Here is a 12461-nt window from a genome sequence, read left to right as displayed (position 1 = left end):
GGATCTCCGCAGACCTGAAGGCCCCATGCCCCCGACGCTCGCCTCGCTCGTCCATCACTCCGCGCTCAAGCTGACCGTGCGCGCCGGTGAGGACCGCCTCGACGTGCCCGTCCGCTGGGCACACGTCAGCGAGCTGGCCGACCCGGTGCCGTACATGGAGGGCGGGGAGCTGCTGCTGATCACCGCGCTCAAACTGGACGCGGAGGACCCCGAGGCCATGCGCCGCTATGTGAAGCGGCTGGTCGGCGCGGGCGTGGTCGGACTCGGCTTCGCCGTCGGGGTGAACTACGACGAGATCCCCGGGGCGCTGGTCGCCGCCGCCGGCGCGGAGGGCCTGCCGCTGCTCGAAGTGCCCCGGCGCACCCCGTTCCTCGCGATCAGCAAGGCGGTGTCGGCCGCGATCGCCGCCGACCAGTACCGGGCGGTCACGGCGGGCTTCGCCGCCCAGCGCGAGCTGACCAGGCAGACCCTGAACGCCGGCCCCGAAGGGCTGCTCGCCGCGCTCGCCGCCCAGGTCGACGGCTGGGCGGCCCTGTACGACGCCTCGGGCGCCGTGGTCGCCACCGCGCCCGAGTGGTCCCTGCGCCGGGCCGCCCGGCTCACCGCCGATGTCGAACGCCTGCGCGACCGGCCCGCGCCCGCCTCCGCCGTGGTCGGCGGCCCGGAGACCGAGGACCGCGTCGAACTCCACTCCATCGGCACCGGCCGCCGCCCCCGCGCCGCGCTCGCCGTCGGCACCGCCGCGACCCTGGGCACCGCCGAGCGCTACGCCGTGCACTCCGCCATCGCCCTGCTGACCCTCACCACGGAACGCTCCCGCTCGCTGCACGCCGCCGAGCAGCGGATCGGCGCCGCGGTGCTGCGCATGCTGCTCGCCGGGCAGCCCGACCACGCCCGGGGCGTCGCCGGGGACCTGTACGGCGGCCTGCTCGACGCGCCCTTCCGGGTGATCGTCGCGGAGTCCGCGTCGGCGTCCGCCGCGCGGGCGCACGCCGACGCGCACGCCCGCGTGCAGGCGGTCAAGCCCGCCTCGGCCGCGCCGCCCGCCGTGCTCGGCGTCGGCGGCGATCCGCTCGTCCGGCTCGCGGAGGTGGCCGAGGCCGCGGCCGCGCGGTCCGGGGAGGCGGTGCTGCTGGTGCCGGACGGGGAGCGCCTCGTGGTGCTGGCCGGGGACGGCAGCGCGGCCGTCACCGCCTGCGCGGAGCACGCCGCCGCCCTGGAGGCCGCCCGGGCCGCCGCCGTACCGGAGCAGCCGGCCGGCGAGACGGACGAACTGGTCGTGGGACTGTCCGCGCCGGCCGGTCCGGTGACCGCCGCCGCCGCGTACCGGCAGGCCGAGCAGGCGCTGTCGGTGGCCCGGCGGCGCGGCCGGGTGCTGGTCGAGCACGAGCAGCTGGCGTCCGGCTCGGTGCTGCCGCTGCTCGCGGACGACGCGGTCCGGGCGTTCGCGGACGGTCTCCTGCGGGCGCTGGTCGAGCACGACGCGACCGGGCGCGGCGATCTGGTGGCCTCGCTGCGGGCCTGGCTCTCGCGCCACGGCCAGTGGGACGCCGCCGCGGCCGACCTGGGCGTGCACCGGCACACCCTGCGCTACCGGATGCGCCGGGTCGAGGAGATCCTCGGCCGCTCACTGGACGACCCGGACGTACGCATGGAGCTGTGGCTCGCCCTGAAAACAACCTCGACCGACCCGGCCTGACCCGCACCGCCGCGCCCCCTTCCCGCGCGTACGACAAACCGGCGCACTCCCGCCCCCCGGCGCTCCACCACGGACAAGCGCCGGTCGGGCGGGCCCGTCCTACCGTTGTCGACGCAAGCACTCACCTCCTACGCGTCCTACGCGGAAGGGCCGGGACTCCTCAGATGACTTCCACCACCGCCTTCTGGCTCGCCGGCCGCCAGGCCACCGGCGAGGACACCTTCGACGTCACCTCCCCGTGGGACGGCCGGCTGGTCGGCAAGGTCAGCGTGCCGACCGACGCCCAGGTCGAGGAGGCCGTGGCCGCCGCGCACGCCGTGCTGGACGAGTTCGCCGCCGCCCCCGCGCACGTCCGCGCCGCCGCCCTGGACCACGTCGGCAAGCGGCTGACCGAGCGCACCGAGGAGATCGCGCAGCTGATCTCCGCCGAGAACGGCAAGCCGATCAAGTGGGCGCGCGGCGAGGTCGGCCGCGCGGTGTCGGTGTTCCGGTTCGCCGCGGAGGAGGCCCGCCGGTTCAACGGCGGCGAGGCCCAGCGCCTGGACACGGACGGCGGCGGCCAGGGCCGGCTCGCCCTCACCCGCCGCTTCCCCAAGGGTGTCGTCCTCGGCATCGCGCCGTTCAACTTCCCGCTGAACCTGTGCGCGCACAAGATCGCCCCGGCCATCGCCGCCGGCGTCCCGATCATCCTCAAGCCGGCCCCGGCCACCCCGCTGTCCGGCCTGATCCTCGGTGAGCTGCTCGCCGAGACGGACCTGCCGGCCGGTTCCTGGTCGGTCCTGCCGGTCGCCAACGACAAGATGCCCGCCCTGGTCCAGGACGAGCGGCTGCCGGTCATCTCCTTCACCGGTTCGGAGAAGGTCGGCTACGCGATCATGGACTCGGTGCCGCGCAAGCACTGCACCCTGGAGCTGGGCGGCAACGGCGCCGCCGTCGTCCTCGCCGACTGGGCGAGCGACGAGGACCTCGACCGGGCCGCGACCCGCATCGCGACCTTCTCCAACTACCAGGGCGGCCAGTCCTGCATCTCCGTGCAGCGCGTGATCGCGGACGCCGCGGTCTACGACCGGCTGCTGCCGCGCATCGTCGCCGCCGTCGAGGCGCAGGGCACCGGTGACCCGTCCGACGACAGCACCGACGTCGGCCCGCTGGTCAGCGAGGACGCCGCCAAGCGCGTGGAGTCCTGGGTGCGCGAGGCCGTCGACGCCGGCGCCGACCTGCTCACCGGCGGCAAGCGCGACGGCGCCTCCTTCGCGCCGACCGTCCTGGCCGGCGTACCGGCCGGTGCGACGCTCGCCTGCGAGGAGGTCTTCGGCCCGGTCCTCACCGTGCAGAAGGTGACCGGCGAGGCCGAGGCGTTCGCCGCGGTCAACGACTCCAAGTACGGCCTGCAGGCGGGCGTGTTCACCCACGACCTGCAGACCGCCTTCCGTGCCCACCGCGCCCTGGAGGTCGGCGGCGTCGTCATCGGCGACGTCCCCTCCTACCGCGCCGACCAGATGCCCTACGGCGGGGCCAAGCAGTCCGGCGTGGGCCGCGAGGGCGTCAAGTACGCGATGGACGACTACACCTACGAGCGTGTGCTGGTCCTGACGGGTCTCGCGCTCTGAGTCCTGTGTGAGTCCATCGGGCGGACCGGCGGCCGGAACCCACTGTGCGGGGGTTCCGGCCGCCGGTCCTTTCCCCGCGACCGCGACGGCGACCGCCACAGTCACCGCGGCCGGGATCGCGTCCGGCCGCGGTGGATCTCCCGTTCCGGGGTAGCCGCACCGCGCAGGACCCCGGCCCGCCACCCCGTGAGCGGTCACCCACACAGGGTGGTGAGGTCGCCCCGTATGGGGTACATACGAACCAGTAGCACCGGTCAGTAACGTACGTACCCGAGATCCCTATTCGCGAGATCCCTTCCTCGCGGGCGAGGTGAGGCCCATGACCGCACCAGCGACCAGCAAACCCACTGTCAGCGAGCGCGAGGCCCGGCAGGTCGCGGAGGCCGCCCGGGAACAGCACTGGCGCAAGCCCAGCTTCGCCAAGGAACTGTTCCTCGGCCGCTTCCGGCTCGACCTCATCCACCCGCACCCGCTGCCCGCCGACGACGACGTGCAGCGCGGCGAGGAGTTCCTGGCCAAGCTGCGCGACTTCTGCGAGACGAAGGTCGACTCCGCCCGGATCGAGCGCGACGCGCGGATACCCGACGACGTCATCACCGGTCTCAAGGAGATCGGCGCCCTCGGGATGAAGATCGACACCAAGTACGGCGGTCTCGGTCTCACCCAGCTGTACTACAACAAGGCGCTCGCCCTGGCCGGCTCCGCCAGCCCCGCGATCGGCGCCCTGCTCTCCGCGCATCAGTCGATCGGCGTACCGCAGCCGCTGAAGATGTTCGGCACCCAGGAGCAGAAGGACACCTTCCTGCCGCGCTGCGCCCGCACCGACATCTCCGCGTTCCTGCTCACCGAACCGGACGTCGGCTCCGACCCGGCCCGCCTGGCCACCACCGCCGTCCCGGACGGCGATGACTACCTGCTGGACGGCGTCAAGCTGTGGACGACCAACGGGGTGGTCGCCGACCTCCTGGTGGTCATGGCGCGCGTACCGAAGTCCGAGGGCCACCGGGGCGGCATCACCGCCTTCGTCGTCGAGGCCGCCGCCGAGGGCGTCACGGTCGAGCACCGCAACGCCTTCATGGGCCTGCGCGGCATCGAGAACGGCGTCACCCGCCTCCATCAGGTCCGCGTCCCGGCCGCGCACCGCATCGGTGAGGAGGGCCAGGGCCTGAAGATCGCCCTGACCACCCTGAACACCGGGCGGCTTTCCCTGCCCGCCATGTGCGCGGGCTCCGGCAAGTGGTGTCTGAAGATCGCCCGCGAGTGGTCGGCGGTCCGCGAGCAGTGGGGCAAGCCGGTCGCGCTGCACGAGGCGGTCGGCTCGAAGATCTCCTTCATCGCGGCCACCACCTTCGCCCTGGAGGCCGTGGTCGAACTGTCCTCCCAGATGGCCGACGAGGACCGCAACGACATCCGCATCGAGGCCGCCCTCGCCAAGCTGTACGGCTCCGAGATGGCCTGGAAGATGGCCGACGAACTGGTGCAGATCCGCGGCGGCCGCGGCTTCGAGACGGCCGCCTCCCTCGCCGCCCGCGGCGAACGCGCCGTCCCCGCCGAGCAGATGCTGCGCGACCTGCGCATCAACCGCATCTTCGAGGGCTCCACCGAGATCATGCACCTGCTGATCGCGCGGGAGGCCGTCGACGCCCACCTCTCGGTCGCCGGCGACCTCATCGACCCCGACAAGTCCCTGCCGGACAAGGCGAAGGCGGGCGCCAACGCCGGTGTCTTCTACGCCAAGTGGCTGCCCAAGCTGGTCGCCGGACCCGGCCAGCTGCCGCGCTCCTACGCCGACTTCCACCCGCGCGGGCACACCGACCTGTCCGGACACCTGCGGTACGTCGAGCGCCACGCCCGCAAGCTCGCCCGCTCCACCTTCTACGCCATGTCCCGCTGGCAGGGCCGGATGGAGACCAAGCAGGGCTTCCTCGGCCGGGTCGTGGACATCGGCGCCGAACTGTTCGCGATGAGCGCGGCCTGTGTGCGCGCCGAACTCCTGCGCGCCCGCGGCGAGAACGGCCGCGCGGCCTACCAGCTCGCCGACGCCTTCTGCCGCCAGTCCCGCATCCGCGTCGCCGAACTCTTCGACCGCCTGTGGACCAACACCGACGACCTCGACCACAAGGTGGTCAAGGGCGTCCTCGGCGGCGCCTACACCTGGCTGGAGGAGGGCGTCGTCGACCCCTCGGACGACGGCCCGTGGATCGCGGAGACACCCCCCGGCCCGAGCGAACAGGAGAACGTCCACCGCCCGATCCGCTAACCGCCCCACCACCGACCCCGGCCCGGCCACCAACCCGCAGGCCGGCCAGCCCGTAGGCCAGCCAGCCCGTGGGCCCGCCAGCCGCTGGGCCCGTCGGCCCCTCCGCCCCCGGCCGGGCGGCACCGCGATCCGTGCCGTCCGCCCCGGGCGGTCCGGCGTCTCGGGTCGCCCGGGCCCCGGCCGACACCCGCCCAGCTCCCATCCCGCACCCGCCCGGCACCCACCCGACTCCCATCCGGGTTCCGTCCGGCACCCACCCTGCACCCGCCCGGGGGACGCGCTGTCCGAAGAGTGGGCCGTTGCGGCCACAATGGGGGGATGAGCGACAGTCCAGCCCCTCTCGCCGACCCGCATCTCGTCTTCGACCCCGTCGCCGGGGACGGCCCCAAGGACGTGGTGGTGCTCGGGTCCACCGGGTCCATCGGCACCCAGGCCATCGACCTCGTGCTGCGCAACCCGGACCGCTTCCGGGTCACCGCGCTCTCCGCCAACGGCGGCCGGATCGGCCTCCTCGCCGAGCAGGCGTACCGGCTGCGCGTGCGCACCGTCGCCGTGGCCCGCGAGGACGTCGTACCGGCGCTGCGCGAGGCGCTGGCCGCGCAGTACGGCAGCGGCGAGGCACTGCCGGAGATCCTGGCCGGCCCCGACGCGGCCACCGAACTCGCCGCCTCCGCCTGCCACACCGTGCTCAACGGCATCACCGGCTCCATCGGCCTCGCCCCGACCCTCGCCGCCCTGGAGGCGGGCCGCACCCTCGCGCTCGCCAACAAGGAGTCGCTCATCGTCGGCGGCCCGCTGGTCAAGGCGCTGGCGAAGCCGGGGCAGATCATCCCGGTGGACTCCGAGCACGCCGCGCTCTTCCAGGCGCTCGCCGCCGGCACGCGCGCCGACGTCCGCAGACTCGTCGTCACCGCCTCCGGCGGCCCCTTCCGCGGCCGCACCCCGCAGGAGCTGGCGACCGTCACCGTCGAGGACGCCCTCGCCCACCCCACCTGGGCCATGGGCCCGGTGATCACGGTCAACTCCGCCACCCTCGTCAACAAGGGCCTGGAGGTCATCGAGGCCCACCTGCTGTACGACATCCCCTTCGACCGCATCGAGGTCGTCGTGCACCCGCAGTCGTACGTCCATTCGATGGTCGAGTTCACCGACGGCTCCACCCTCGCCCAGGCGACGCCCCCCGACATGCGCGGCCCCATCGCCATCGGCCTCGGCTGGCCCGAACGCGTCCCCGACGCCGCCCCCGCCTTCGACTGGAGCAAGGCGTCGACCTGGGAGTTCTTCCCGCTCGACACGGAAGCCTTCCCCTCGGTCGGCCTCGCCCGGCACGTCGGCCGGCTCGCGGGCACCGCCCCGGCCGTGTTCAACGCCGCCAACGAGGAGTGCGTCGACGCGTTCCTGCGCGGCGCACTGCCCTTCACCGGAATCATGGAGACCGTGACACAGGTGGTCGAGGAACACGGCACACCCCCCGCGGGAACTACCCTGACCCTGCCGGACGTCCTCGAAGCGGAGACCTGGGCCCGCTCCCGCGCCCGGGAACTGACAGCGCAGACGGCGACCGCGGAGGCGCGTGCATGACGTCCTTGATGATGATCCTCGGCATAGTCGTCTTCGTGATCGGCCTGCTGGTCTCCATCGCGTGGCACGAACTGGGGCACCTGTCCACCGCCAAGCTCTTCGGCATCCGCGTGCCGCAGTACATGGTCGGCTTCGGCCCGACGATCTTCTCGCGCAAGAAGGGCGAGACGGAGTACGGCATCAAGGCCATCCCGTTCGGCGGCTACATCCGCATGATCGGCATGTTCCCGCCGGGCGACGACGGCCGGATCACCGCCCGCTCCACCTCGCCCTGGCGCGGCATGATCGAGGACGCCCGCTCGGCCGCCTTCGAGGAGCTGCGGCCCGGCGACGAGGAGCGCCTCTTCTACACGCGCGCCCCGTGGAAGCGGGTCATCGTGATGTTCGCGGGCCCCTTCATGAACCTGATCCTCGCGGTCGGGCTGTTCCTCACCGTGCTGATGGGCTTCGGCATCTCGCAGCAGACGACCGCCGTCAGCTCCGTCTCCCAGTGCGTCATCGCCCAGAGCGAGAACCGCGACACCTGCAAGAAGACCGACGCCCCCTCCCCGGCCGCCGCCGCGGGCCTGCGGGCCGGCGACCGGATCGTCTCCTTCGACGGGACCAGGACCCACGACTGGGACCGGCTGTCCGACCTCATCCGCGCCAACCCCGGCAAGCAGGTGCCGATCGTCGTGCAGCGCGGGGGACAGGACGTCACCCTGCACGCGAAGATCGCCACCAATCAGGTCGCCAAGAAGGACGCGCACGGCCAGATCGTCCAGGGCCAGTACGTCAGCGCCGGCTTCCTCGGCTTCAGCGCCGCCACCGGCGTCGTGCGCCAGGACTTCGGCCAGTCCGTGACCTGGATGGGCGACCGGCTCGGCGAGGCCGTCGACTCCATCGCGAGCCTGCCCGGCAAGATCCCCGCCCTGTGGGACGCGGCCTTCGACGGCGCCCCCCGCCAGCCCGACTCCCCTATGGGCGTGGTCGGCGCGGCCCGCGTCGGCGGCGACATCTTCACCCTGGACATCCCGCCCACCCAGCAACTGGCCATGGCGATGATGCTGGTCGCCGGGTTCAACCTCTCCCTGTTCCTCTTCAACATGCTCCCGCTGCTCCCGCTGGACGGCGGCCACATCGCCGGCGCCCTGTGGGAGTCGCTGCGCCGCCACCTGGCCAAGGTGCTGCGCCGCCCCGACCCGGGCCCGTTCGACGTGGCGAAGCTCATGCCGGTGGCCTACGTGGTGGCGAGCGTCTTCGTCTGCTTCACCCTCCTCGTCCTCATCGCGGACGTCGTCAACCCCGTCAAAATCACCTAGCCACCCGCTGTTCAGGCGGCCGGACCCGAGGCCCGTCCGGCCGCCTTCCATCGAGTGGGTTTGCCGGGTGGGATGTGCCGATGATCGGGGCGGTGCCGTAATCTCGAAGCCTGGAGCCCGCCGCCAGAACGGGACCGGATCTTGATCCACGACTTGGGGTTGCACAGCAGATGACTGCGATTTCTCTCGGCATGCCGTCCGTTCCGACCAAGCTCGCCGAGCGCCGCAAGAGCCGGCAGATCCAGGTCGGAAGCGTGGCGGTCGGCGGAGACGCGCCCGTCTCGGTCCAGTCGATGACCACGACCCGTACGTCCGACATCGGCGCCACCCTCCAGCAGATCGCGGAGCTGACCGCGTCCGGCTGCCAGATCGTCCGGGTGGCCTGCCCCACCCAGGATGACGCCGACGCCCTCGCCACCATCGCCCGCAAGTCCCAGATCCCGGTCATCGCCGACATCCACTTCCAGCCGAAGTACGTCTTCGCGGCCATCGAGGCCGGCTGCGCCGCCGTCCGCGTGAATCCGGGCAACATCAAGCAGTTCGACGACAAGGTCAAGGAGATCGCGCGCGCCGCCAAGGACCACGGCACGCCGATCCGCATCGGTGTCAACGCCGGATCGCTGGACCGCCGCCTGCTCCAGAAGTACGGCAAGGCCACCCCCGAGGCGCTGGCCGAGTCGGCGCTGTGGGAAGCCTCCCTCTTCGAGGAGCACGACTTCCGCGACATCAAGATCTCCGTCAAGCACAACGACCCGGTCATCATGATCGAGGCCTACCGCCAGCTCGCCGCCCAGTGCGACTACCCGCTGCACCTCGGCGTCACCGAGGCGGGCCCCGCCTTCCAGGGGACCATCAAGTCCGCCGTCGCCTTCGGCGCCCTGCTCTCCCAGGGCATCGGCGACACCATCCGCGTCTCCCTCTCGGCCCCTCCGGTCGAGGAGATCAAGGTCGGCATCCAGATCCTGGAGTCGCTGAACCTGCGCCAACGTGGCCTGGAGATCGTCTCCTGCCCGTCCTGCGGCCGCGCCCAGGTCGACGTCTACAAGCTCGCCGAAGAGGTCACCGCGGGCCTCACCGGCATGGACGTCCCGCTGCGCGTCGCCGTCATGGGCTGCGTCGTCAACGGCCCCGGCGAGGCCCGCGAGGCCGACCTGGGCGTCGCCTCCGGCAACGGCAAGGGCCAGATCTTCGTCAAGGGCGAGGTCATCAAGACCGTCCCCGAGTCCAAGATCGTGGAGACCCTCATCGAGGAGGCCATGAAGCTGGCCGAACTGATGCAGGACGAGGGCGTGGAGTCCGGCGAGCCCTCGGTCTCCGTCGCGGGCTGACCGTACTGCCCGTACGAGATCACGAGTCCCGTCACCCCTCGGTGGCGGGACTCAGCCGTACCTCCGCCCAGACCGTCTTGCCGGGCCGCCGGGGCGCCACCCCCCACTTGTCGGCGAGCGCCTCCACCAGGATCAGCCCCCGCCCGCCCTCACCGCACGGCACCCGGCGCTCGGGCAGCCGTTCGCCCCGGGTGTCGGAGACCTCCAGGCGTACGACTCCGTCCTCCTGGGCGAGCCGCAGATGGAAGTCCCGCCCGGGCACCCGCCCGTGCCGTACGGCGTTGGCGGCGAACTCGGCGGCGATCAGCGTGACGGCCTCGTTGACCCGGCCGTCGTACGCGTGCCCCCACTCGTCCAGCCGCAGCGACACCAGCCGCCGGGCGAGCCGCGCGCCGCGCGGGGTGGAGGTGAAGCGCATGGCGAATTCCTGGGTGGAGATTTCTGATTTCACGCGGTTACGGTCCCGCACGCTCAGTAGCGTTGAACAGCGGCCGCACCACGACCACCAGGCGCTGTACAAGGGCGGGGTGCCGCTGTACACGAGCGCGCCGTGACCGAGGGTGGCGCAAAGGCATTGGGGGTGTACATGAGCGAGGAAGCACGGGAAGACCAGGATGGCCAGGAAGCGCCGGGCTCGGGCATTCCGCTCGTCTTCGGACGGGTACTGAAGCGGCTGCGCGTCCAAGCGCGCATGGACCGGGCCGAGTTGGGCCGCCGTACCGGTTATTCTGCCGCGACGATCACGTCGTACGAGGTGGGTCGGCGCATCCCGAACGCGAAGTTCATCCGGCAGGCGGACGAAGTGCTGGACGCGGGCGGAATGCTGATCGACTTCATCGAGGACATGGAGAGGGCGCAGTATCCGGCGTTCTTCCAGGATGCGGCGGCGCTGGAGAAACAGGCGGTCGCGTTGCACGTGTTCGCCGTACAGGCGGTACCGGGTCTGTTGCAGACGGAGGACTACGCGCGGGCCGTGTTCACCATGTGGCGGCCGGTGCTGAGCGCGGAGACGATCGAGCAGCGAGTGGCGGCACGACTGGCCCGACAGGAGATCTTCGCGCGTCAACCGGCGCCCACCGTGACCTTCGTACTGGAGGAGTCCGTTCTGTGTAGGCAGTTGGGTGGACTCGCGGTCTGGCGTGGCCAGTTGGAGCAGATCCTGCTGGACAGCCAACGGCGTAACGTTGAGATTCAGGTCATGCCGAACGACAGCGAGGAGCACGCCTCCCTCAACGGTCCGTTCACCTTGATCGAGACGGGGAAAGGACGCAGGATCGCCTATGTACCTGCCTACAAGGCCAGCCGCCTCTTCACCGACCGCGTGACGGTCAGGGAAGTGGAGGAGCAGTACGGTCTTCTGCGGGCCCAGGCCCTGACGCCACGCGAGTCGCTGGCATTCGTAGAGAAGTTGCTGGGAGAGACATGAACGTCGAGAAGCCGTCCAACCTGACGTGGTTCAAGAGCAGCTACAGCAGTGGCGGCGGCGGCGAATGCCTCGAAGTCGCCCTCACCTGGCACAAGTCGAGCTACAGCAGCGGCGATGGGGGCGAGTGCGTCGAGATCGCCACCTGCCCCACCACCATCCACATCCGAGACTCCAAGCAGCACCCCGCCACCGCCCCCACCCTCTCCGTGCCGACCACGGCGTGGCACGCGTTCCTGGGGCTTGTGCAGGCTTGAGAGGAGTACGGTGGCCCGCGCGGCTATAGTGCCAGGACCAGCGCAAACCCCAGGGTGAGGCCCCCGCACTTGTTGACTCAGACCACCTCACGCGTGCTCGAACCGAGCGACCTCGACGCCGCGCTCGCGGTCCTGGACCGCGAGCCGGTGACGAACGCCTTCGTGACCGCCCGCGTCCGGATCGCCGGGCTCGACCCCTGGCGGCTCGGCGGGGAGATGTGGGGCTGGTACGAGGGCGGCGTGCTCACGTCCCTGTGCTACGCGGGCGCCAATCTGGTCCCGATCTGCGCCACCCCCAGGGCCGTACGCGGCTTCGCCGACCGGGCCCGCAGGGCCGGCCGCCGCTGTTCCTCCATCGTGGGCCCGGCCGAGGCCACCGGCCTGCTGTGGAAACTGCTGGAACCACACTGGGGCCCGGCCCGCGAGGTCCGCGCCCACCAGCCGCTCATGGTCACCGACCGGATGCCCGGGGACATCGCTCCGGACCCCTACGTCCGCCGGGTCCGCAAGGACGAGATGGACACGATCATGCCGGCGTGCGTGGCGATGTTCACCGAGGAGGTCGGCATCTCCCCGCTGGCCGGCGACGGCGGCCTGCTCTATCAGGCCCGGGTCGCCGAACTCGTCGGCTCCGGCCGCTCCTTCGCCCGCATCGACGAGCACGGCAAGGTGATGTTCAAGGCGGAGATCGGCGCCGCCACCGACCGCGCCTGCCAGATCCAGGGCGTCTGGGTCGCCCCGGAGTACCGGGGCCGCGGCCTGGCCGCCCCCGGCATGGCGGCGGTCCTGCGGTACGCGCTGGCCGACGTCGCCCCGGTGGTCAGCCTGTACGTCAACGACTTCAACACCCCGGCCCGGCGCACCTACCAGCGGGTGGGCTTCCAGGAGGTCGGGGCGTTCACCAGCGTGCTGTTCTGAACGCGCCGCTCAGAACCGTGCCCCTCCGAACGCGCCGCTCCGGACGCGCTGCGCCGAGGTGACGTTCTGGGGCCGGTGCGGTCC

General features: G+C 71.9%; 10 protein-coding genes. 9 read left to right on the top strand and 1 reads right to left on the bottom strand.

Annotation, left to right across the window (positions count from 1 at the left end; translation table 11 throughout):
• Positions 1-25 precede the first annotated feature (25 nt).
• The 6 genes from ABZ858_RS32585 (at position 26) to ispG (ending at position 9779) form a co-directional block, all read left to right on the top strand.
• Positions 26-1699 carry a PucR family transcriptional regulator gene (locus tag ABZ858_RS32585; protein ID WP_361386916.1) on the top strand — a complete coding sequence of 558 codons (1674 nt, stop codon included), beginning with the start codon at positions 26-28 and terminating at the stop codon, positions 1697-1699.
• A 164-nt stretch (positions 1700-1863) separates the two neighbouring features.
• On the top strand, positions 1864-3309 hold the full coding sequence (locus ABZ858_RS32580) for an aldehyde dehydrogenase family protein (RefSeq protein WP_361386913.1): 1446 nt from the start codon (positions 1864-1866) through the stop codon (positions 3307-3309).
• 319 nt (positions 3310-3628) lie between these two features.
• The gene (locus tag ABZ858_RS32575) at positions 3629-5569 is read left to right on the top strand and encodes an acyl-CoA dehydrogenase family protein (RefSeq protein WP_361386910.1); all 1941 of its coding nucleotides are present in this window, start codon (positions 3629-3631) and stop codon (positions 5567-5569) included.
• A gap of 318 nt (positions 5570-5887) precedes the next feature.
• Positions 5888-7150, top strand: a complete 1263-nt coding sequence (gene dxr, locus ABZ858_RS32570; protein WP_361386907.1) for a 1-deoxy-D-xylulose-5-phosphate reductoisomerase — start codon at positions 5888-5890, stop codon at positions 7148-7150.
• A gap of 8 nt (positions 7151-7158) precedes the next feature.
• A complete protein-coding gene (locus tag ABZ858_RS32565; protein WP_361387137.1) occupies positions 7159-8451 on the top strand; it encodes a site-2 protease family protein in 1293 nt (430 codons plus the stop codon).
• Positions 8452-8621: 170 nt separating this feature from the next.
• Entirely contained in the window at positions 8622-9779 is a 1158-nt protein-coding gene (gene ispG, locus ABZ858_RS32560) for a flavodoxin-dependent (E)-4-hydroxy-3-methylbut-2-enyl-diphosphate synthase (protein ID WP_361386904.1), read from the top strand.
• 31 nt (positions 9780-9810) lie between these two features.
• Here ispG and ABZ858_RS32555 read toward each other — a convergent pair whose 3' ends face one another.
• A complete protein-coding gene (locus tag ABZ858_RS32555; protein WP_361386901.1) occupies positions 9811-10230 on the bottom strand; it encodes an ATP-binding protein in 420 nt (139 codons plus the stop codon).
• Positions 10231-10365: 135 nt separating this feature from the next.
• Between ABZ858_RS32555 and ABZ858_RS32550 the strand changes: the two genes are divergently transcribed.
• The 3 genes from ABZ858_RS32550 to ABZ858_RS32540 all read left to right on the top strand — a co-directional run bounded on the left by ABZ858_RS32550 (position 10366) and on the right by ABZ858_RS32540 (position 12377).
• Complete coding sequence (locus ABZ858_RS32550) at positions 10366-11205, top strand: helix-turn-helix transcriptional regulator (protein WP_361386898.1); 840 nt, start codon at positions 10366-10368, stop codon at positions 11203-11205.
• Positions 11202-11459 carry a DUF397 domain-containing protein gene (locus ABZ858_RS32545; RefSeq protein ID WP_361386895.1) on the top strand — a complete coding sequence of 86 codons (258 nt, stop codon included), beginning with the start codon at positions 11202-11204 and terminating at the stop codon, positions 11457-11459. The genes ABZ858_RS32550 and ABZ858_RS32545 overlap by 4 nt, the downstream gene beginning before the upstream one ends.
• A gap of 69 nt (positions 11460-11528) precedes the next feature.
• Positions 11529-12377, top strand: a complete 849-nt coding sequence (locus ABZ858_RS32540; protein WP_361386892.1) for a GNAT family N-acetyltransferase — start codon at positions 11529-11531, stop codon at positions 12375-12377.
• Positions 12378-12461 lie beyond the last annotated feature (84 nt).

This window comes from Streptomyces sp. NPDC047017 (genome assembly GCF_040644175.1).
In the GTDB taxonomy this organism is placed as follows: domain Bacteria; phylum Actinomycetota; class Actinomycetes; order Streptomycetales; family Streptomycetaceae; genus Streptomyces.
This window is presented reverse-complemented; position numbering and strand designations above follow the sequence as displayed.

Bases quoted from the DNA above. Each gene is read 5' to 3' on its own strand.
- ABZ858_RS32585 (WP_361386916.1), top strand. From the start codon at position 26: ATGCCCCCGACGCTCGCCTCGCTCGTCCATCACTCCGCGCTCAAGCTG.
- ABZ858_RS32580 (WP_361386913.1), top strand. From the start codon at position 1,864: ATGACTTCCACCACCGCCTTCTGGCTCGCCGGCCGCCAGGCCACCGGC.
- ABZ858_RS32575 (WP_361386910.1), top strand. From the start codon at position 3,629: ATGACCGCACCAGCGACCAGCAAACCCACTGTCAGCGAGCGCGAGGCC.
- dxr (WP_361386907.1), top strand. From the start codon at position 5,888: ATGAGCGACAGTCCAGCCCCTCTCGCCGACCCGCATCTCGTCTTCGAC.
- ABZ858_RS32565 (WP_361387137.1), top strand. From the start codon at position 7,159: ATGATGATCCTCGGCATAGTCGTCTTCGTGATCGGCCTGCTGGTCTCC.
- ispG (WP_361386904.1), top strand. From the start codon at position 8,622: ATGACTGCGATTTCTCTCGGCATGCCGTCCGTTCCGACCAAGCTCGCC.
- ABZ858_RS32550 (WP_361386898.1), top strand. From the start codon at position 10,366: ATGAGCGAGGAAGCACGGGAAGACCAGGATGGCCAGGAAGCGCCGGGC.
- ABZ858_RS32545 (WP_361386895.1), top strand. From the start codon at position 11,202: ATGAACGTCGAGAAGCCGTCCAACCTGACGTGGTTCAAGAGCAGCTAC.